Genomic DNA, 20630 nt, shown 5'->3' on the forward strand with positions numbered 1-20630 from the left:
CTCAGGCCTTGAGCTCAGCCGCCAGCTCGTGGAAGTCGCGGCTGGGGTTGCCGAAGCGGTGCAGAGTCATCGACACGGCCTGCTCCTGCACGTAATAGCGCATCTCCACCTTCGCCGAGGAGGTCACCGGCTCGTCGATGACGGCAACCTCGGGACGTGGTGCCGTTGCAGCCAGCAGCTCGGGCTCCTGCGGTCCGAGCACGCGGATGCGGGCACCGACGGAATCGTCGTAGCGGCCTTGGGCGACCATGTCGGCAAAGACCGTGGCGGACTCGGTGCGAGCCGCAACCCCGGCGTTCGTCGCCGCAATCTTCACCTCGGAGGCGACGTCCTCGGCGATGGACAGCTGCACCGTTGATCCGACGGATTTCGCCGCATGCAGCGAGCGCTCCAGGTCGAACACCGTAGTCGTCGAGATCACCCGCAGTGTGACCGGACGGGGCCGGTAGCGGAAGATGTTGGCCTCCGAGTGAAGTCCCGTGTGGTCCTTCGCCGCGCCGAACTCACGTGCCAGCCACCGCTCATCATCGGCCTTCGCCAGTTCGAGGCTCTGCCTCGAGTCAGTGGCCCCTGGCAAAGTGGAGGGATCGTCGGTGTAATGGCCGAAGAGCATGAGGTAGTTCGGGCCACCGGCCTTCGAGCCGAGCCCGACGGAGGACTGCTTCCAGCCGCCGAAGGACTGACGCCGCACGATCGCGCCGGTGATGCCGCGGTTGACGTAGGCGTTGCCGACCTGGACTTCGTCGAGCCAGGTGCGCACCTCTTCGGGATCGAGGGAGTGGATGCCGCCGGTGAGACCGAAGTCCACCGCGTTCTGGAACTCGATGGCTTCGTCGAGGTCACGGGCGTGCATGAGTCCGAGCACGGGTCCGAACACCTCGGTGAGGTGGAAGAAGGACCCCGGCTTGACGCCGTCCTTGATTCCCGGACTCCACAGGCGACCCGTGTCATCGAGCTGCTGAGGCTCGAGCAGCCAGGACTCACCGGGCTCCAGCGAGGTCAGGGCCCGTTCGAGCTTGTCGGCGGGATCCTCGGTCAGCGGTCCCATGGTTGCCGACATGTTCGCAGGCCAGTCGACGACCATCGACGAGGCGGCATCGATGAGCTGGCGCCGGTAGCGCTCCGAATCATAGGTTGAGCCCACCATGATGCCCAGCGAGGCGGCCGAGCACTTCTGACCGGCATGGCCGAAAGCGGAGTACACGAGGTCGGCAACAGCCAGGTCCCGGTCCGCCGCAGGAGTGATGAGCAGGGCGTTCTTGCCGGAGGTCTCGGCATTGACGTGCAGGTCAGGACGGAAGGACTTGAACAGAGCGGCCGTCTCGGAGGCACCCGTGAGGATGACACGGTCGACATCCGGATGGGCGACGAGGTGACGGCTGAGGTCACGGTCGGACGGGGTGCACAGCTGCAGCACGTCCTTCGGAACGCCGGCTTGCCACAGGCAGTCGATGATGAGTGCCGAGCAGTGCTGGGTGGGTTTCGAGGGCTTGTGGATCACGGCCGAACCTGCGGCCAAAGCTGCCACGGTGCCACCGGTGGGGATGGCGATGGGGAAGTTCCACGGCGGGGTGACGACGACCATCTCATCGGGGACGAAGCTCGCCCCCTCGAGGGTCTCCAGCTCCGCGGCGTTGAGAGCGTAGTAGCGGATGAAGTCGATGGCTTCGGAGATCTCCGGATCGGACTGCGAGGGCATCTTGCCCACCTCGGCGGCCTCGACGGCGATGAACTCACCGCGGCGTGCGGCGAAGATCTCGGCCGCACGGTGGAGGATCTCGCCACGTCCGGCAGCACCGAGCTCGCGCCAGGCCTTCGCCGCCTTACGACCGCTGGCAATCATCTCATCGAGCTGCGCTGCCGAATCGACCTTCGGCGTCTTCGGGCGGTCGTCGAGGTATCCGGGAGCGGTCGCCTCGGCGATGATGGCCTTGACCCACTTCTGGTTCGCGGGCAGCGAGGGATCGGTGTCGGGCTCATTGAAGAATTCGGTCGGTGCCGTGCCCGGGACATCGCGTTCGGCCGCACGGTTCTGCCCACGGTTGGGCATGGGAGCGGAATCGCCGTCTGTCGCGAGAATGTCTTCGAGCTGCCGGACGGAGTCCTCGAAGCGGTTGGCCTCGCGGACGAAGACGTCGTTGCCGTTGGCCAGGTCGAAGATGCCCGACATGAAGTTCTCGGACGAGGAATTCTCCTCGAGCCTGCGCACGAGGTAGGAGATGGCGACGTCGAATTCCTTCGGGTGCACGGCCGGGACATAGAGGAGAAGGTCTCCGACGTCCTCCGTCACTGCGGCGGCCTGTTCCGAGGCCATGCCCTGCAGCATCTCGAACTCCACCCGGTTCGTGACCTCACGGTCGACGGACAGGTGGTGGGCGAAGGCGATGTCGAAGAGGTTGTGGCCGGCCACGCCGATGCGCAGCCCCTTCATCCGCTCGGGCGTGAAGAGCCAATGGAGGACGCGCTTGTAGTTCGCGTCGGTGGACTGCTTCGAGTCGCACGTGGTGGCGGGCCAGCCGGCGATCTCCGCGTGGACGGTCTCCATCGCCAGGTTCGCGCCCTTGACGAGGCGAACCTTGATTCCGACCCCGCCATCGGCGACGCGTTCGTTGGCGAATTCGCTCAGGCGCTGCACGGCCCCCAGGGCATCGGGCTGGTAGCCCTGGATCACGATTCCGGCCTCGAGGTTCTTGAACTCGGGTTCGGCGAGCAGGCGAGTGAAGACCGCGATCGTGAGCTCGAGGTCCCGGTACTCCTCCATGTCGAGGTTGACGAACTTGGACCCGGTCGGTGCCTTCGCCGCCTGCTGGTAGAGCGGGCGCAGGCGTTCGACGACGTAGTCGACGGTGTCGTCGAAGGCCCACATCGAGATCTGAGAAGCGACGGAGGAGACCTTGACGGAGACGTAGTCGACGTCCTCGCGCGCCAGCAGGCGGTGGGTCTCTTCGAGGTGATGATCGGCTTCGCCATCACCGAGGACAGCCTCGCCGAGGAGATTGATGTTGAGCCGGTGCCCGTCGGCGGTCAACGTGGAGACGGCCTTGCCGAACTGCTTGTCGCGGGCATCGACGACCATGTGCCCGACCATCTGGCGCAGGCGGGTGCGAGCAGCGGGGACGACGACCTGCGGCGCGATCTTGGCCAATGCCGCACCGGCCTTGATCTGGGCACGGTCGAGTGCGGACATCGTCTCGGGAGCGAGTTTGCCGACCTCGGCCAGGGCATCGGCGGCGGCGTGCACGTCATCGGTGCGCACGACCCGATCGACGAATCCGACGGTGAAGTCGAGTCCGTTGGGGTCCGAGAGCACCGCCGAGAGGCGTTCGGCAGCAGGGTTCTTCGCAGTGGTCTTGCTCGTTGCCACGCGCAGCCATTTGCGGACGGTGTCGATGGAGCGACTGGTGAGCTGATCGAGATCAGAATCTGTGTGCAACAACTGCTCGTTCCTTTTCTGTTGGACGAACTCTGGGTGAGTCTGGCTGGGCTCTGTGCCGAGTGTTCCCGCGTCGTCGTTGACCTTTGACGGGATCGTTGAGATCAGTATGCGCCGGAGCAAATGCGGAGTGAAGGGTTCGCGACTCATCGCAGACATTGTTGAGTCAGAAGTAATAGAATAGAGTGATGTATTCCTCAGAGATGCGCCGTGCCGCTGTCGCCGGGACGGCCTCATCCTCCATCGCCGAGGTGGCTGCGCAGTTCGGCGTCTCACCGTCGAGTCTGCGTCGGTGGATGTTGCGATCCGATCTCGAGGATCGCCCGCGCAGCGGCCGCCCGCAGATCCAGAGCACGGCAGATCAGGTCGTCGAGGCCTTGGTGAGCACGGCAGGGGCGAGGATCTCGGGGAAGGACTATTCGACCCGGGCGCTGGCCGAGGCCACCGGTCTGAGCCAGAGCATCGTATCTCGCGCGATGAGGGGAATGACGGTGCCGCGGGATCAGGTGCGCGGCGGCGACGAGATCACCGTTGTGGCAGGAGGATTCCCCCTGGTCATCATCGGCATTCGCGCTGCCGATCAGCGAGGCGGCGATGATAGCGCTGGCAGTGGTGGCGACGGGGGTGGAGGCTCGAGCGCAGTCTCAGCACGACGAGTTCAGCGCCGCATCGCCGGCATCGTGGCCGCCCTGCGTTCGGCCGGGGTTCAACACTGGCCGCAGCGCTTCGACAGTGAGCACCGCCAGACCGATGCCTCGGCGATGCTCGAGCTGCTTCAGGCTGGAGGTCAGCGGGAGCGCTTCCTCGTCTTTGATCCTCACAAGGAGACAAGCGGAGGGGTGGCTGAGAGTCAAGACACGGCAGAGAGCGCGGCCATCGCAGTCCATCGCGACTTCGCGGAATTCCTCGACGCCGCCAAATCTGCTCTTGCCACGTGCCGCGACGTACCCGGTTCCCTGCTCGACATGCTCGCCGCCCGAGTGCGCCACGGTTTCGAGGGGGTCATGTGGAAGGAGGCGAGCCACAACGATGCTCAGAGAAGTTCCATTAGTTCTGACTCAATGGAGATCTCTTCGTGGTTGCCGAAGGAGACGCGATCCATCACCGAGCACCTGGCGATCGCCCTGCGTGAGGAGATCATCGACTCCGGATACGAGCCTGGAGACCGAATCAATCCGCGTCTCCTGTCACGACGGATGCAGGTGCCTCGGTCGTCGGTGGATGCCGCACTGCGGCGCATGGTCGATGACAAACTCCTCGACGGTTCCCGTGGCGGAACGCGGATTCCGCTGATCACCACCCTCGACGTCCTCGACCTCTACGCCGGACGCATGGCAGTGGGCGAGGTGCTCCTGCGGTCCCTGGCACTGCGGCCCAAGCGCTACTTCGTGCCCGTGCAGCTGGCGCTGCGGCAGGTGGAGGCATCGGCGGCCACGAAGAGCGGAATCGACGTCGAAGACGCGGACCTCCACTTCCAGCAGGAACTGGCCCGAGCCTCCGGACTGCGGCAGAGCACCCGCGCCTTCGAAGCCCTGACTCTGCGTCTGCGCCTGTTCATCTCGGTCCTGCAGCTCGACTACTCACCAGCCAGCGATCGTATTCTCATCGATGACCGTGCGATCTTCAAGGCGCTGTCGCTGGGGGACGCCGACACCGCTGTGAGCGCCTGGCGGGGCAAAGTCGACAACGCGGTCAGGCACATGGCCGGACTCTTTGCTCGCCGCCGGTTCGACCAGGACCTCTGGGCACAGCTGACACGGAGCGGATGAACACACCCGCCGGACAACCTCGGCGAGGGTGACTGGTATAAATTTGGGGAAAGTCAGTGCTGGAGTTCGCAGAGTCGAAAGGGATAGTTGAACCGTGGAGACCTTGATTGTAGGCGTGGCCGGGGGCACCGGCAGCGGAAAGACGACCCTGACGCAGGCGCTGCTGGACAAGTGCGCGGGCCCGCCATCAGTACTGTTCCACGACAACTACTATCGGCGCCGGGACGAGCTGACGTACGAGGAGCGGGAGAAGGTCAACTACGACGACCTCGATGCCTTCGACAACGACCTCTTCGTCGAACACCTGCGCGCTCTGCGGTCTTCGCAGTCGGTGGAGAGTCCCGTCTACGACTTCTCGATCCACAACCGCAGCGATCGCACGACCCTCGTCGAGCCTTCACCGGTGATCATCGTCGAGGGTATCCTCATCTTCGCAGAACCCAGGATCTGCGAGCTGCTCGACATCAAGCTCTTCGTCGACACGGACGCCGACGTTCGTCTGCTGCGACGGATCAAGCGTGACGTGGTCGAGCGGGGACGCACGCTGCAGTCGGTCGAGGACCAGTACATCGGCACCGTCAAGCCGATGCATGAACTCTATGTCGAGCCCTCGAAGCGCAACGCAGACATCATCATCCCTGATGGCGGGCACAATATCGTGGCCATGGACATGGTCCTCAACCGGATTCAGAGGGACGTCGGCTAGTATCCCGCGTGGTCGGGAAATCTCGTGTCAGTGGCGACTCGTAGTGTGTTGGTATGGACGCGATACCCGTTCCGGAGACTCCACCGGCGGATCATGATCTCATCGCCGAGATCGACCGCTTCGCTTCCATGCTGCGCGGCACCGCTACTGCGGTGACCGAGTCCGCTGCGCTCGCTCGCATCGGCGCCCTCGAGTCCCTTAAAGCAACGATCGCCTCCGTGCAGTCGACCGAGGCTGTGGCCTTCGAGGCGGCGCGCCGGCGTCGCGATGCGCTCAACCAGGTCCCGGACCGCGACTGCGGCACTCACGCCGCCGAGGAGATCGCCTTGGCGAAGAAAGTCTCACCGGGAACCGGCCGGAAGTTCCTCTCCACTTCGCGAGCAATCGTCGGCGAACTGCCCAACACCTTCAAGGCTCTGTCCTCGGGAGACATCTCCGAAGACAAAGCCCGCATCATGGTCGACGAGACCGCATGCCTGCCGACCGCCGACCGCCGCAAGGTCGACTCTCGAATGAAATCGAGCCTGGAGCCGTCCGGTCTGCGGAGTCTGCGGACCGAAGCGCGAGCCCTGGCAGAAGAGATGAACGACGAAGCAGCTGCCGAACGAGTGAAGAAGGCAACGGCCAATCGGCGTGTGACGATGACCCCGCTCGACGACGGGGTGGGACGCGTGTCTGCGATTCTGCCCATCCAGCAGGCAGTCGCGGTCTACGAAGGACTGCGAGAGGCAGCGGATTCCGTGCTGGCGGCCGGGACGGCGAAGGGGCGCAGGCACAGTCAGCTCATGGCCGACACCCTGGTCGAGCGACTCACCGGTCAGGCAGACGCCGAGGCGGTTCCGACCGAAGTCCACCTGGTCATCGAGGCGGAATCCCTGTTCTCCGATGGCATGGTTCCCGCATGGCTGCCCGGATTCGGCCCCCTGCCTGCCAAGACAGCCCGCAGCTTCATCGCCGCAAACGAGGCGGAGATCTTCATCCGCCGCATGTTCACCCAGGTCACCGACGGTCAGCTGGTGGGCATGGAATCACGCTCCCGGACCTTCACCGGACGGCTCAGGCAGATGGTCGTCTACCGTGATGACGTGTGCCGGACGCCGTGGTGCGATGCCAGGATCAAGCACGCCGACCACGCCGAGGGATATGCATCCGGGGGCGCGACCTCGTGGGAGAACGGCTCGGGACTGTGCGCAGCCTGCAACTATGCCAAGGAACACCCGGGGTGGACGCACGAAGCCACGGCCCAGGGCCTGAAGGTCACCACGCCGAGCGACCTCGACTACGAAACGGCAACACCTCCGTTCGTCAGACGAATGAAATACCCGCGACCCGGTACTGCACCACCGGATGCGAACGCCGCCGACGATTGGCGGCTGCAGCTCGCCGGGCTCCTCGAACCGCAGAGAGACCCACCTGATTCTGATTCTGATTCTGATTCCGATTCGGAATCGGGCGACGTCGACGGCCGTGAGATAGAGCTGCCGTACCTTCCGATCTCGGCATCGGAGGCCAGGAAGTTCGTGGACGCGAAGCCGGAAGAAGATCCTGTAGCGGAGCCGGCGGCCGAGCCCGAGTCGGCGCCTGCAGGGGAGAGCCTCGAGTGCGAGATCGCCGAGGTGGTCGACCCTCTGCTCATTCCGCCGACGGTAAGTCTTCGCTACCGTCCCCGGTCGCGTAGACCTGGCCGATCTCTGTCCTCCGGCCGACGGCGTGTGCCAGCGGCTTCGACGGGCAGCGCAGTCGAGGAAGGTCTGCGCGAGGGAATGCTCGACCCCGGGTGACGTGCTGAGACTGCAACAAATCCGACACGGCTGACACCACGATCTGCCTCAAGATTCTGAGTATGAACGTTGACGATGGCAGCTCTCATGGACCTTCCGACCGAACAAGGCACCTGCGCCGGATCGCGAGTCTCCTGCCGCTGGCCACTGTCGCCGCGTGGGTGATCACGATCTTCGTGCCCATCCTCGACAGCGGCAACAATGACGGGCCGAGGATCAGGATCACGTCGCTGGGGGAGGACCCGTTCGAACCGGCGACCGCTGTTCCAGGATTCTTCGCAGTCTGGCTGTTAGTGGTCGTCTTCTCGATCCTGCCTCTGCTCTTCGGGATCTCGCGTTGGTGGTCCGGTGCGGCGATGGTCATCGCCGCACTCCTCATCATCGTTCTCGTCTTCGCCGCGCTCAACCCGCCGTCTCTGTTGTGGGACGGTCAGACTCCTGATGGGATGCCGACGGGTGGCATGGAAGTCGCGCTCCCTGACTTCGGCTTCTTCATAAGTTTGGTGGGAGCTTTGGCGCTTGGCGCAGCGGGGAGCGCCGGATGGTCTGCTGACAGATCTCGTCCGAGGCGACAGCCGTGAGTGCGCGCAAGACTGCAAAGAGTCGCCCACGCCAACGACCAGATGGGCGGAAGGCCCGAATCGTTGCGAGGCTGTTGCCGATTCTGGCGTTGTGCGCGTGGGTGGTCACGCTTTGGGTACCGGTCCTCGACAGCTCGCTCAACAGTCTGCACACCAAAGAGTCCACGAGGATCGTCGTCACCTCGTTGGGTGATGTTCCCCGCGACCTCAGCGACCTCGATCCCAAATTCGTCATCATCTGGAGCTGCCTGCTCGCCTGTGTGATCTCGGCATGGCTCGTCGACCGTCTGCGGATCTGGGCGTGGGCCACGGTCTGTCTCGGCGTCGCAGTCCTGGCCTTGCTGATCAACTTGATGGCCGAGCCTCCGACGCTGATGTGGGATGGCCAGGACAGCAGCGGACGGTGGATCGGCGGGATGGAAGTCGCTTCTCCTGTCTGGGGAGCCGCATTATGGGCGGTCGGGGGCTTGGCCCTGATCGCCGCGGGGATCTGCGGCCTCATCGGAGAACGTCAGCGGTCGTCTGAACGTATCCGCCAAGACGCCCACAGCCGGCTCGTCGCTCGCCAGCACCGAACTCTGGCCGACGGCGCTGCGCGGCTGCTGCCGCTGATGAGTTTGGCTTCGTGGATCGTGATGATCTGGGTGCCCATCATGGACAACCAGGCGACGGATGAAGAGGGTGTCACACTCACATCCTTGGGACTCAACACAACCGGCCTGGTCGATATGAGCCCCGGTGTCCTGTTTGCGTGGACTTTTGTCATCCTCAGCGCGGCAGTCGGGCTGAGCATGGATCCACCAACGTGGTGGTCAGCAATCGTCGTAGCGTTCGGCGTGAGCCTGTACTTTATGCTGTACGGAATCCTGGCGTATCCGCCGACCGTCCGGTGGAGAGGCGAAACGGCGTCCGGAGAATCGATCAGCGCCAACATCGTCGGCTTTCCGGCGGCGGGAGTGAGCTTTTGGGCGTTGGGGAGCATCACACTGATCGTCGCCGGCATCAGTGGACTCATCGCCCAACGACAACGCCGACGTCTCTTCAGGTGAGGCATTCACACACTGCTGAGACGTCGGCGTCAACGGAACCGACTCGTGACTAGAGCAGACCAGTGACTAGAACCTATGAGTCACTGCTCGGAGACGAACACTCCGTCAAAGAAGCTGCCGATCTCGTCATGGGCATCCAAGGGGAAGATACCCGAGACGTACTGATCGGGACGGACCACGACCACGGCGCCGTCACGGCTGATCCCGCGCTCCTCGAAGATGTCCTCACCGTCGAGAGTTGCGTAGATCTTCTCCACATATTCAAGGTCGAACTCGCCCACGTGCGGACGGAAGACTGTCGGCACATCGGGGAAGGAGAACTCAGTGTGACCCTGCTGGTAGATGACGCTGAGCTCGAGGAGACTGTCAAGGTCCTCGCCTGCACGACGGTACTTGACCAACGGCGAGGCCGGATCGGCATTGAGCCAGTCGGCCAGTTCGGCGACCTTTGACGAGGTGGCATCGGTTGGTGTCGGAGCATCGGCGAAGACATAGACGCGCCAGCGGCCGTCCGCTCGCGCCCGATGGCCGAGGTGGATGTAGTTGGCGTCGCAGTTGCGCTGAACCCTGGCCGACTTGAACCGTTTGCCCACGGGGAAGCCGGTGGCCAGCTCCTGGTGTGCGGTGGACGCGGTGATCATCGACTCGGTGTACTCGGTCATGAACCCTGCGGGGAACTCAGCTGTCTTGACGTAGAAGTCCTGCAGGTAGGTCTCGTCGGGCAGCTCCTCCTGCGGAGTGGCCATCAGTGTCGACCATTCCTTGTCGAAGTCGATGAGGTTCTTCGCCGTGACCTGACGCTCTGCGGAGTAGGTCCGCAGCAGCTCCTGCGAGGAACGTCCGGACAGCACCTGGCCGAGCTTCCACGAGATGTTGAACCCGTCCTGCATCGACACGTTCATGCCCTGACCGGCCTTCGCCGAGTGCGTGTGGCAGGCGTCGCCGGTGATGAACACGCGTGGGCAGGGTGATCCGGGAGTGGTGTCATCGGTGTCGTCGAAGGCGTCGGTGAGTCGGTGCCCGACCTCGTAGACGCTGTGCCAGGCGACGTTCTTCACGTCGATGCTGTAGGGCTTGATGATGGCGTTTGCGCGATCGATGATCTCGTCGACGCTGGTCTGCCGCACCTTGCGTGCGTCATCCTCGGGGACTTCGCCGAGGTCGACGTACATGCGGAACAGGTGCCCGCCCTCGCGGGGGATGTGAAGGATGTTGCCGTGTTTGGAGGAGATGGCACACTTGTTGCGGATATCGGGGAAGTCGGAGTTTGCGAGCACGTCCATGACGCCCCAGGCGTGATTGGCCTGGTCACCGGTCATCGTGCGACCGATCGACTTGCGCACGCCCGAACGGGCACCGTCGCAGCCGACGACATAACCGGCGCGAATGGTGCGTTCCTCACCCGCGCGCTCGCCGGTGGTATAGCGGACGGTGACGCTGACTGGATGCTTCGACGCAGAGTCCTCGTCGATCGTGAGATCGACGAACTCGATGCCGTAGTCGGGCTCGATGCGCCCGGGGGACTGCTTGGCGAACTGAGCGAAGTAGTCGAGGACACGAGCCTGGTTGACGATGAGGTGTGGGAACTCGCTGATTCCGGTCTCGTCATCCTTCGGCCGTCCCGTGCGGATGATGTGCTCGGGGTTCTCCGGGTCCGGGTTCCAGAAGGACATGTCGATGATGTGATAACCCTCGCGGATGATCTCCTCGGCGAATCCGAACGCCTGGAACGTCTCGACCGAGCGTGCCTGAATGCCATCGGCCTGTCCGATGACCAGGCGCGAGTCCCGCTTCTCGATGAGTCGGGTGTTCACCCCTGGGTACTGTGACAGCTGAGCTGCGGCGACCATCCCTGCCGGTCCGCTGCCGACGATGAGGACATCGACCTCATCGGGCAGATCAGCGGGACGATCGATTCCATAACCTGCTGCAGCTTCGATCCGCGGGTCTGCGGACACATAGCCGTGCTGGTGAAAATGCATGTCAACCTCCGGTTCATCACACGTCTTCGTGACTTCTCAATATTAGCAGTTCATATACGATTTAGTGTTACTCAGGTCATCATGACCGCACGCCTATGATCGGGCTCACAGACTGTTCTTCCTCGTGAGCGGGTCCGAGAGGGATGCCTGAACGGTCGCGCAGGGCCAGTGTGGCGGCCAACGAGACGAGGGTGACGAGCGCCAGGTAGATGGCCACCGAGGTGGTCGTGCCGGTGGCCGACACCAGGGCCTTCGCGATCGTCGGTGCGAAGGCACCGCCGAGGATCGACCCGATCGCGTAGGACACCGAAACCCCCGAGAAGCGCACGCTGGAGGGGAAGATCTCGGCATACATCGACGGCTGCTGCCCGTAGGTGAACCCGAGCCCGACAGTCAGAATGACGAGGCCGAGGAAGAGCATCCAGATGCTGCCGGTGTTGACCAGGGGGAAGAGGGAGAAGATGCCGATGAGTAGCAGCATCCAGCCCAGCAGGTAAGTATTCTTCCGCCCGATCTTGTCCGACACCGCACCGGCGACGATCGTGAAGATCAGCCATGACACCGCGGAGGCGGAGACCGCCCAGAGCACCGGACCGCGCTCGAGTCCGATCGGGCCGGCAGGGTCCGTGGCGTAGTTCTGGATGTAGCCGCCGGTGGTCATGTAGCCGGCGGCGTTGTTGCCCACGAAGACCAGCGAGGCCAGGATGACGAGGAGCCAGTGGCTCTTGAAGAGCTTGCCCAGCGGGTTGGCAACCTGCTCCTTGCGCTCGGCGATCTCGTGGAAGACGGGGGACTCCTCGACTCCGCGGCGAATCCAGTATCCGACCGCGACGAGCAGGATCGAGAGGAAGAACGGCACTCGCCAGCCCCACTCGAGGAAGGCGTCGCCGGGAGCGATCGCCGTCATCAGGGCGAGCACGCCGGAGGAGAGGATGAGGCCGATGGAGACGCCGATCTGCGGGAAGGATCCACGCAGTCCGCGGTGCTTGACCTCCGCGTGTTCGACGGCTAAGAGGACGGCTCCGCCCCATTCGCCGCCGGCCGAGATGCCCTGGATGATGCGCAGGAGGATGAGGAGGAGAGGTGCTGCGATTCCGATCGACTCGTAGGTCGGCAGGAAGCCGATCAGGGCTGTGGCTGCGCCCATTGCGATGAGGGTGATGATGAGGACGACTCGGCGCCCCAGCTTGTCGCCGTAGTGGCCGGCGAGGAAAGCGCCCAGGGGGCGAAACAGGAAGCTGATGCCCACGGTGGCGAAGGCGACCATGGTCGACAGCGTCGAACCCAGGGGGCCGAAGAAGAGCTGGTTGAAGATCAGCCCCGAGGCCGCCGCATAGAGGAAGTAGTCATACCACTCGATGCTGGTGCCGACGACGGTCGCGAATGCCACCCTGCCTTGGGTGTGCTGTTTACTCACTATGACTCCTGTGTCGCATTGAGACTGCTGCGTTAGTGCTGTCGTCACATGGGTCAGAGATCGCAGTGCAGGAACGCTGACGTGACCTCAATCATGTGACGCGGACTACTTGTTCTCCGGAACCGTATCATATACGATCTGGGTGAAAGCTAATCGAAATGAGGTGTGAGATCGATGTCGACTCCAGCTGGTCTTCCAGCCCGTCCGGGCAAGATCATTGCCGTCCATGTGGCCTACGAGTCGCGTTCTGCTCAGCGCGGCAAACGGCCGGCCCAGCCGTCCTACTTCCTCAAGGCCACCAGTTCCCTGGCCGCATCGGGAGATGCGATCGAGCGTCCGGCCGGAACCTCGCTGCTCGCCTTCGAAGGTGAGATCGCCATCGTCATCGGCACCGCGGCCCGCTGGGTCAGCGCCGACGAGGCCTGGTCCTATGTCGAAGGCGTGACCGCATCCAACGACTTCGGCCTCTACGACATCAAGGCCCCCGACAAGGGGTCGAATCTGCGATCGAAGAGCCGCGACGGCTACACGCCGATGGGCCCCAACATCATCCCCGCCGCCGAGGCGGACCCCCAGTCACTGCGCATCCGCACCTGGGTCAACGGCGAGGTCAAGCAGGACGACGGCACGAGTGCCGCGCAGCTGATCTTCCCCCTGACCCAGATCGTCGCCGATCTCAGCCAGCACATGACCCTAGAACCCGGTGATGTCATCCTCACCGGCACCCCCGCGGGATCGAGCGTCGTCGCTCCCGGGGACACGGTCGAGGTCGAGGTCAGCGCCACCTCGGCGAGCACCGGAGCAGAACTGAGCTCGGGTCGCCTCGTCACGAACGTCGTCGAGGGCGCGGGCGAATTCGATCCGAAGCTGGGCAGCACACCGGCCGTGACCGAAGCACTGCAGGCCGATGCCTGGGGATCGCGGGAGGAAGCCGGTCTGGCACCGGAGGAATCGGCCGCCAACCCGTTGAGCGAAGACCTCCGGGCCAAGCTCACCGAGGCTCCGACTGCTGGTCTCTCCGCGCAGCTGCGCGGGCGCGGACTCAACAATGTCGTCATCGAAGGCGTCTCACCCCTCGTGCCCGGCTCGAAGGTCGTCGGCACGGCGAAGACACTGCGCTTCGTGCCCAACCGTGAGGACCTGTTCAAGTCCCACGGCGGCGGGTACAACGCCCAGAAGCGGGCATTCGACACCCTGCGCTCCGGTGAGGTCGTCGTCATCGAAGCACGCGGCGAAGCCGGTTCGGGAACGCTGGGCGACGTGCTCGCACTGCGGGCCAAGTCCCAGGGCGCGACCGGCGTCATCACCGATGGGGGAGTCCGCGACTCCGCCGAGGTGGCCGGCATCCTTCCCGTGTTCGCGACGGCGAAGAACCCTGCCGTGCTCGGCCGCAAGCATGTCCCATGGGAATCAGACGTGGCCGTGGCCTGTGGGAACGCCACAGTGCTGCCCGGTGACGTGATCGTCGGAGACGACGACGGAGTCATCGTCATCCCACGTGACCTCGTCGAGGAAGTCGTCGATGCGGCGCTGGCCAAGGAGATCGAGGACGGATGGGTGGCCGAGCAGGTTGCTGCCGGCAACCCGATCGAGTCGCTGTTCCCACCCAAGGGCGAATGGAAAGAGAAGTTCGAAGCCTGGAAAGCCGCGCGATGACCTCGGCTGGAACAGTCGACGCGGCGCTGGGATCGAGTTCGCTGAGCAAGGCCGAGACGGCCTACCGCTGGATCCGAAAGTGCATCGCAGATCAGACCTTCGAACCCGGGCACAAGCTGGTTCTGGCTCAGATCGCGCTCGAGCTCGACACCTCCGTCGTCCCGGTCAGGGAGGCTATCCGCCGGCTCGAAGCAGACGGGCTCGTGACCTTCGAACGCAATGTCGGGGCCCGCGTGGCCATGGTCGACCAGAGCTCCTACGCGCAGTCGATGGAGGCCGTGGCGATCCTCGAGGGAGCCGCGACCGCGCAGGCGCTGGAGTTCCTGGACGAGCATGACCTGGCCGAGGCGGATGAGATCAATGAGCGCATGCGTGATCTGCTCACCGACTTCGACCCCACCGAGTTCACCCGGCTCAACCACGAATTCCACGCGGCACTGTTCCGCCGGTGCCCGAACGAACGGCTGCACAGCTTGGTGGCCGTCGAATGGGACCGACTGGCTCACCTGCGCAACTCGACCTTCTCCTTCGTGCCCGAACGGGCACGCGGATCGGTCGACGAGCACGCCAGGATCGTCGCACTCATCCGAGCCCGCGCCTCGGCGGAGGAGATCGAACGGGTCGTGAGAAATCACCGCTCGACGACCCTCGCCAGCTACCAAGAAGCCCAAGCCAAAACCACCGATACCCCTGCAAGCACAGGAATCATCGACAGAGAAGAGGACAAGTCATGACCGCGTCCACGCCAGCTCCAGCGAACCTGCCGGAGAAGATCCGTCACTACATCAACGGCGAATTCGTCGATTCGATCGACGGTGAGGAGTTCGACGTCATCAACCCGGTGACCAACGAGCCCTACATCAAGGCCGCATCGGGTAAGAAGGCCGACATCGACGCCGCCGTCGCCTCGGCGAAGCAGGCCTTCGACGAAGGCCCATGGTCGACGATGCTCCCACGTGAGCGTGCCCGCGTGCTCAACAAGATCGCCGATATCGCCGAGACCCGCAGCCAGGAACTGGCCGAGATGGAGTCCTTCGACTCCGGTCTGCCGATCACCCAGGCGAAGGGCCAGGCCAATCGTGCCGCGGAGAACTTCCGCTTCTTCGCCGACCTCATCGTCGCCCAGGTCGACGACGCGTTCAAGGTTCCCGGCCGCCAGGCCAACTACGTCAACCGCAAGCCCATCGGTGTCGCCGGACTCATCACCCCGTGGAACACGCCGTTCATGCTCGAGTCGTGGAAGCTGGCTCCGGCGATCGCGACCGGCAACGCCGTCGTGCTCAAGCCTGCCGAGTTCACCCCGCTCTCAGCGTCGCTGTGGCCGGGCATCTTCGAAGAGGCCGGACTGCCCAAGGGCGTGTTCAACATGGTCAACGGCTACGGCGAGGAGGGCTTCGCCGGAGATTCCCTGGTCAAGCACCCCGACGTCCCGCTCATCTCCTTCACCGGTGAGTCGACGACCGGTCAGACGATCTTCGCCAACGCCGCTCCCTGGCTCAAGGGCCTGTCGATGGAGCTCGGCGGCAAGTCACCTGCTGTCGTCTTCGCCGATGCCGACCTCGACGCGGCGATCAACGCCACGGTCTTCGGCGTCTTCTCCCTCAACGGCGAACGCTGCACCGCCGGTTCGCGCATCCTCGTCGAAGAGTCCGTCTACGACGAGTTCGTAGAACGCTACGCCGCTCAGGCCAAGCGCGTGAAGGTGGGTCTGCCTTCGGATCCCAGCACCGAGGTGGCCGCACTGGTTCACCCCGAGCACTACGAGAAGGTCATGTCCTACGTCGAAATCGGCAAGGAAGAGGCTCGCCTCGTCGCTGGCGGCGGCCGCCCCGAAGGCTTCGACACCGGCAACTTCGTGGAACCGACCGTCTTCGCCGACGTCGCACCGGATGCGCGGATCTTCCAGGAGGAGATCTTCGGCCCCGTCGTCGCGATCACACCCTTCAAATCAGACGAAGAGGCGCTGCAGCTGGCCAACAACACGAAGTACGGTCTGGCCGCCTACATCTGGACCTCAGACCTCAAGCGGGCGCACAACTTCTCGCAGGCCGTCGAATCCGGAATGGTGTGGCTGAACTCGAACAACGTCCGTGACCTGCGCACTCCCTTCGGCGGTGTCAAGGCATCGGGCCTCGGTCACGAGGGCGGCTACCGGTCGATCGACTTTTACACGGAGCAGCAGTCCGTGCACATCAACCTCGGCGAGGTCCACAACCCAGTCTTCGGGAAGCAGTGAGAGGAAAACACATGTCCCAAACAATCCCAGTCCCATCAGTTCCAGCCCCGGACATTCTGCGGTGCGCCTACATGGAGCTCGTCGTCACCGATCTGAAGAAGTCGCGCGACTTCTACGTTGATGTGCTCGACCTCCAGGTCACGGAGGAAGACGAGAACACCGTCTACCTGCGGTCGATGGAGGAGTTCATCCACCACAACCTGATCCTCCGCCAGGGCCCGGTTGCCGCGGTGGCCGCATTCTCCTACCGCGTGCGCAGCCCCGAAGACGTCGACGCCGCCGAGGCGTACTACCGTGAGCTCGGCTGCCCGGTCGTGCGGAAGAAGGAGGGATTCGTCGCCGGCATCGGTGATTCGGTGCGCGTCCAGGATCCCCTCGGCTTCCCCTACGAATTCTTCTACGAGGTCGACCACGTCGAACGTCTGGCCTGGCGCTACGACCTCTATTCCCCGGGCGCGCTCGTGCGCATCGACCACTTCAACCAGGTCACCCCGGACGTGCCGAAGGCCGTGAACTACATGGAGAACCTGGGCTTCCGCGTCACCGAGGACATCCAGGACGACGAAGGCACCGTCTACGCGGCGTGGATGCGCCGCAAGCCCACCGTGCACGACACGGCGATGACCGGTGGCGACGGACCACGCATGCACCACGTCGCCTTCGCCACGCACGAGAAGCACAACATCCTCGCCATCTGCGACAAGCTCGGTGCGCTGCGCCTCTCCGACGCGATCGAACGCGGACCGGGCCGCCACGGCGTCTCGAACGCCTTCTACCTCTATCTGCGCGACCCCGACGGTCACCGCATCGAGATCTACACGCAGGACTACTACACCGGCGACCCCGACAACCCGCGCGTGACCTGGGACGTCCACGACAACCAGCGCCGTGACTGGTGGGGCAACCCGGTCGTTCCGTCCTGGTACACCGACGCCTCCACGGTCCTCGACCTCGACGGCAACCCGGTGTCGCTGACGCAGCGCACCGACGACTCCGAAATGGACGTCACGATCGGCGCCGACGGGTTCTCCTACACCCGCCGTGAGAACGCCGAAAGCGACTTCGGGGCACATTCCGGTGCTGACGACGGAGAAGACGAGTTCAAATTGGGCCACCAGCTCTGAGGAGACGCGCACATGCTCGATGAGACAACGATCGCGGCCATCGCCGACGATCTGGCGAATGCGGAGAAGAACCGGTCGAAGATCGGTCTGCTCACGGCCAAATACCCCGACATGACCGTCGAGGACTCCTACGCCGTGCAGAACGAATGGCGTCGCCGAGGTGAGGCATCAGGTCGCAGGCTGATCGGTCATAAGATCGGTCTGACCTCGAAGCCGATGCAGCAGGCGACGGGGATCAGCGAGCCCGACTACGGTGCGATCTTCGCCGACCAGGTCTATGACACCGGTTCGGTCATCGACCACTCGCAGTATTCGGGCGTGCGCGTCGAGGTCGAACTCGCCTTCGTGCTCAAGGACGAGCTGCGCGGGCCCGACATCAGCCTCATCGATGTCCTGCGCGCCACCGAGTACGTGGTGCCGGCGCTCGAGGTGCTGTCCTCACGGATTGAGATGGAGGGCCGCACCATCGTCGATACGATCTCGGACAACGCTGCGCTGGGGGCCATGGTCCTCGGCGGACGTCCGGTGGCAGTCGACGCGGTTGATCTGCGCCGCGTCGGTGCGCTGCTCTATCGCAATGAGTCGATCGAGGATTCCGGCCTCGCCGCCGCAGTCCTCGACCACCCGGCCCGCGGAATCGTGTGGTTGGCGAACAAGCTCGCCGAGCACGGCGATGTCCTGCAGGCCGGGGAGACCGTTCTCGCCGGGTCCTTCACCCGCCCCATGTGGGTCAGCCCGGGCGATACCGTCCATGCCGACTACGGAGACTTGGGAGTCATCACATGCCGTTTCAAGTAGAGCTGCCGCGGACCTTCACCCAGCGTGTGGCGAAGCTGGGTGCGGGGGAGCATCTGGCCGGAATGTGGGTCTGCTCCGGCTCGCCGGTGGCCGCGGAGATCGCCGCGGCCTCGGGGATGCAGTGGGTGCTCATCGACGCCGAGCATTCGCCCATCGACCTTCAGATCACGACCAGCCTGCTCCAGGCGATGAACGGATACCCCGCGACCCCTGTCGTGCGAGTGCCCGTCAACGATCAGGTGCTCATCAAGCAGTACCTCGACCTCGGCGCGCAGAACCTGCTCGTGCCGATGATCGATACCCCTGCCGACGCCGAGGCGGCCGTGCGTTCCGTCTACTACCCACCGCGCGGTGTGCGCGGGGTGGGATCGGCCCTGGCACGGGCCTCCCGGTGGAACGCAGTGCCGAACTACCTGGCTCGGGCCGAAGAATTTGTGTCTCTGACCGTGCAGATCGAGTCGGCCACCGCAGTCGACAATGCAGCGGAGATCGCTGCGGTCGACGGTGTCGACGCGGTCTTCGTCGGGCCCTCGGACCTGGCGGCATCGATGGGTCTCCTCGGGCAGCAGACGCACCCGGATGTCACCGATGCGGTGCTGCGGACCTTCGACGCAGTCAAGGCCGCCGGCAAGCTTGTCGGCGTCAATGCCTTCGACCCCGATCAGGCTCGGAAGTATCTCGACGCAGGTGCTTCGTTCGTCCTCGTCGGTGCCGATGTCGGCCTGATGATGAACGGTGCCCGTGCCTGGGCGAAGACGTGGGTTCAGGACTGATCGACAGCTGAGCTTCTGCTTAACAGCACGGCGCTGGCACCTACTTAATACGGTGCCAGCGCCGTTTTGCATCTGCATGAGCTTGCTCGAGCAGGCTGACGATAACTGCCAGTGAGTCCCGACTCGGGGTGACGACGGCGATCCACCCCTGTGCCCGATACACCGGATGCGGAATCACCGTATCGGTGGCAGCGAAGTCCCAGACGGTACCCGCATTGTCACTGCTCAGGCGCGGCTCCTCACCGGTGAGTGAGACGAATCGGTGCCGGCCGACATGGATGTTCAGACGCCAGCGACCCGCCCGATCCAGTTCGGAGAGCGCATCGTCCGGGTAGTCCTTCGTAACAAAGGTGGCGAAGGGCTGGCCTTGTTGGGGAGTCTGGCCATCTGGAGCGTAGTAGAAGAAATGGTCACCCCAAGCGATCTCTGGAAACGGACCACCCTCCTCTGGAGCCAACTCCAACACACCTTCGAATTCTCGGGCTCTCTCAAGGTAGTCATGCATACTCATGCTTGAAGTATGAACCTGAAGTGCTTATGTCGGGTTAGTGGGTCTTCGGGCAGGTGATTGAGAGCGAGAGACGATGAGAACCTTGAAGTTGGCGGAGGTCAGCGGGTATTCCGTGCAGCAGATCCGTCAGTTGGAAAGCCTCAGAGTGATTCCCGCCGCCACACGGCTGCCCAACGGATATCGGTGCTTCTCGTCACTTCACCTCAGTGCGCTTCTCGCCTACCGTGAGCTTGCCAGTGCAGTGGGACCGGTGCTTGCTCGAGATGTGATGTCCAAGGTCCAGCATCTGCCTCTCATCGAGTCAGCGGCACTCATCAGCGGACTCGGGTATTCCCTCGAAGAAGAACGCAGACAGGTAGTCGCAGCTAAGACGGTATTGACCTCGATTCGCAAAGAGACTGAGACCGAGATCGCCGTTGCGGAACGAGGATCGTCTGCACGCGAGTCGATGACCATCACCGAGCTCTCGCAGGCCCTCGGCGTGCCGCCTTCGACCCTGCGGTTCTGGGAGAAGGAGGGGCTGGTGAGTCCCGATCGAGTGGAAGCTCGATCTCAGACTGCCCGGGTCTATCGGGCAACGGCCATACGGGACGCCAGGATCACAGCGGCACTGCGGGCAGGCGGTTATCGGATACCCGAGGTCGTGGAAGCGATCGGGGCACTGCACGACCTCGGTGATGCGAGCCGATCTCTGGCGGCTCTTGACGAACGGCTGGAAGCGGTGGCCCGGCGGACGCTGGCCCTGTTCCGGGCCGGAAGCGTCCTGGCCGACTTGGTCGACCCGGGCCACCGCTGATCCTTTTCAGTTGCTGAC

16 protein-coding genes are annotated in these 20630 nt (G+C 64.0%); 12 read left to right on the forward strand and 4 right to left on the reverse strand.

The window, feature by feature from the left end:
• Window position 1: 1 nt before the first annotated feature.
• On the reverse strand, window positions 2-3583 hold the full coding sequence (locus tag PGC08_RS04340) for a bifunctional proline dehydrogenase/L-glutamate gamma-semialdehyde dehydrogenase (RefSeq protein ID WP_271709604.1): 3582 nt from the start codon (window positions 3581-3583) through the stop codon (window positions 2-4).
• Window positions 3584-3621: 38 nt separating this feature from the next.
• Here PGC08_RS04340 and PGC08_RS04345 point away from each other — a divergent pair, with 38 nt between their 5' ends.
• The 5 genes from PGC08_RS04345 (at window position 3622) to PGC08_RS04365 (ending at window position 9319) form a co-directional block, all read left to right on the forward strand.
• On the forward strand, window positions 3622-5202 hold the full coding sequence (locus PGC08_RS04345) for an FCD domain-containing protein (RefSeq protein ID WP_009883946.1): 1581 nt from the start codon (window positions 3622-3624) through the stop codon (window positions 5200-5202).
• 94 nt (window positions 5203-5296) lie between these two features.
• Window positions 5297-5908 carry a uridine kinase gene (gene udk, locus PGC08_RS04350; RefSeq protein ID WP_101583234.1) on the forward strand — a complete coding sequence of 204 codons (612 nt, stop codon included), beginning with the start codon at window positions 5297-5299 and terminating at the stop codon, window positions 5906-5908.
• 53 nt (window positions 5909-5961) lie between these two features.
• The gene (locus PGC08_RS04355) at window positions 5962-7689 is read left to right on the forward strand and encodes an HNH endonuclease (RefSeq protein WP_271709605.1); all 1728 of its coding nucleotides are present in this window, start codon (window positions 5962-5964) and stop codon (window positions 7687-7689) included.
• Window positions 7690-7751: 62 nt separating this feature from the next.
• The gene (locus PGC08_RS04360) at window positions 7752-8270 is read left to right on the forward strand and encodes a hypothetical protein (protein ID WP_114384538.1); all 519 of its coding nucleotides are present in this window, start codon (window positions 7752-7754) and stop codon (window positions 8268-8270) included.
• A 101-nt stretch (window positions 8271-8371) separates the two neighbouring features.
• Window positions 8372-9319, forward strand: a complete 948-nt coding sequence (locus PGC08_RS04365; protein WP_101557036.1) for a hypothetical protein — start codon at window positions 8372-8374, stop codon at window positions 9317-9319.
• Between the two features lie 80 nt (window positions 9320-9399).
• On the opposite strand, the gene PGC08_RS04370 is transcribed toward PGC08_RS04365, so the two are convergent.
• Both PGC08_RS04370 and PGC08_RS04375 read right to left on the reverse strand, forming a co-directional pair.
• Complete coding sequence (locus PGC08_RS04370; RefSeq protein WP_271709606.1) at window positions 9400-11301, reverse strand: FAD-binding monooxygenase; 1902 nt, start codon at window positions 11299-11301, stop codon at window positions 9400-9402.
• A 79-nt stretch (window positions 11302-11380) separates the two neighbouring features.
• Window positions 11381-12718: an MFS transporter gene (locus PGC08_RS04375; RefSeq protein ID WP_240513760.1), complete on the reverse strand. Its 1338-nt coding sequence runs from the start codon at window positions 12716-12718 to the stop codon at window positions 11381-11383.
• A 174-nt stretch (window positions 12719-12892) separates the two neighbouring features.
• On the opposite strand from PGC08_RS04375, the gene PGC08_RS04380 reads away from it, so the two are divergent.
• The 6 genes from PGC08_RS04380 to PGC08_RS04405 are packed head-to-tail and all read left to right on the forward strand — an operon-like array spanning window position 12893 to window position 19305.
• Window positions 12893-14374 carry a fumarylacetoacetate hydrolase family protein gene (locus PGC08_RS04380; RefSeq protein WP_135446810.1) on the forward strand — a complete coding sequence of 494 codons (1482 nt, stop codon included), beginning with the start codon at window positions 12893-12895 and terminating at the stop codon, window positions 14372-14374.
• A complete protein-coding gene (locus PGC08_RS04385) occupies window positions 14371-15108 on the forward strand; it encodes a GntR family transcriptional regulator (protein WP_271709607.1) in 738 nt (245 codons plus the stop codon). The genes PGC08_RS04380 and PGC08_RS04385 overlap by 4 nt, the downstream gene beginning before the upstream one ends.
• The gene (hpaE, locus tag PGC08_RS04390) at window positions 15105-16610 is read left to right on the forward strand and encodes a 5-carboxymethyl-2-hydroxymuconate semialdehyde dehydrogenase (RefSeq protein WP_271709608.1); all 1506 of its coding nucleotides are present in this window, start codon (window positions 15105-15107) and stop codon (window positions 16608-16610) included. The genes PGC08_RS04385 and hpaE overlap by 4 nt, the downstream gene beginning before the upstream one ends.
• An 11-nt stretch (window positions 16611-16621) precedes the next feature.
• A complete protein-coding gene (gene hpaD, locus PGC08_RS04395; RefSeq protein ID WP_096158303.1) occupies window positions 16622-17734 on the forward strand; it encodes a 3,4-dihydroxyphenylacetate 2,3-dioxygenase in 1113 nt (370 codons plus the stop codon).
• Window positions 17735-17746: 12 nt separating this feature from the next.
• Window positions 17747-18532, forward strand: coding sequence for a fumarylacetoacetate hydrolase family protein (locus tag PGC08_RS04400; RefSeq protein WP_009883957.1), 786 nt, complete (start codon window positions 17747-17749; stop codon window positions 18530-18532).
• A complete protein-coding gene (locus PGC08_RS04405; protein ID WP_271709609.1) occupies window positions 18517-19305 on the forward strand; it encodes an HpcH/HpaI aldolase family protein in 789 nt (262 codons plus the stop codon). The genes PGC08_RS04400 and PGC08_RS04405 overlap by 16 nt, the downstream gene beginning before the upstream one ends.
• A gap of 40 nt (window positions 19306-19345) precedes the next feature.
• Here PGC08_RS04405 and PGC08_RS04410 read toward each other — a convergent pair whose 3' ends face one another.
• Complete coding sequence (locus PGC08_RS04410; protein WP_271709610.1) at window positions 19346-19816, reverse strand: DUF6194 family protein; 471 nt, start codon at window positions 19814-19816, stop codon at window positions 19346-19348.
• Window positions 19817-19889: 73 nt separating this feature from the next.
• On the opposite strand from PGC08_RS04410, the gene PGC08_RS04415 reads away from it, so the two are divergent.
• On the forward strand, window positions 19890-20612 hold the full coding sequence (locus PGC08_RS04415) for a TioE family transcriptional regulator (protein ID WP_271709611.1): 723 nt from the start codon (window positions 19890-19892) through the stop codon (window positions 20610-20612).
• The last annotated feature ends 18 nt before the right edge of the window (window positions 20613-20630 follow it).

Source organism: Brevibacterium sp. BDJS002 (genome assembly GCF_028201555.1).
GTDB classification, from domain to species: Bacteria; Actinomycetota; Actinomycetes; order Actinomycetales; family Brevibacteriaceae; genus Brevibacterium; species Brevibacterium aurantiacum.

Bases quoted from the DNA above. Each gene is read 5' to 3' on its own strand.
- PGC08_RS04340 (WP_271709604.1), bottom strand. From the start codon at position 3,583: ATGAGTCGCGAACCCTTCACTCCGCATTTGCTCCGGCGCATACTGATC.
- PGC08_RS04345 (WP_009883946.1), top strand. From the start codon at position 3,622: ATGTATTCCTCAGAGATGCGCCGTGCCGCTGTCGCCGGGACGGCCTCA.
- PGC08_RS04355 (WP_271709605.1), top strand. From the start codon at position 5,962: ATGGACGCGATACCCGTTCCGGAGACTCCACCGGCGGATCATGATCTC.
- PGC08_RS04360 (WP_114384538.1), top strand. From the start codon at position 7,752: ATGAACGTTGACGATGGCAGCTCTCATGGACCTTCCGACCGAACAAGG.
- PGC08_RS04370 (WP_271709606.1), bottom strand. From the start codon at position 11,301: ATGCATTTTCACCAGCACGGCTATGTGTCCGCAGACCCGCGGATCGAA.
- PGC08_RS04380 (WP_135446810.1), top strand. From the start codon at position 12,893: ATGTCGACTCCAGCTGGTCTTCCAGCCCGTCCGGGCAAGATCATTGCC.
- PGC08_RS04385 (WP_271709607.1), top strand. From the start codon at position 14,371: ATGACCTCGGCTGGAACAGTCGACGCGGCGCTGGGATCGAGTTCGCTG.
- hpaE (WP_271709608.1), top strand. From the start codon at position 15,105: ATGACCGCGTCCACGCCAGCTCCAGCGAACCTGCCGGAGAAGATCCGT.
- hpaD (WP_096158303.1), top strand. From the start codon at position 16,622: ATGTCCCAAACAATCCCAGTCCCATCAGTTCCAGCCCCGGACATTCTG.
- PGC08_RS04400 (WP_009883957.1), top strand. From the start codon at position 17,747: ATGCTCGATGAGACAACGATCGCGGCCATCGCCGACGATCTGGCGAAT.
- PGC08_RS04405 (WP_271709609.1), top strand. From the start codon at position 18,517: ATGCCGTTTCAAGTAGAGCTGCCGCGGACCTTCACCCAGCGTGTGGCG.
- PGC08_RS04410 (WP_271709610.1), bottom strand. From the start codon at position 19,816: ATGAGTATGCATGACTACCTTGAGAGAGCCCGAGAATTCGAAGGTGTG.
- PGC08_RS04415 (WP_271709611.1), top strand. From the start codon at position 19,890: ATGAGAACCTTGAAGTTGGCGGAGGTCAGCGGGTATTCCGTGCAGCAG.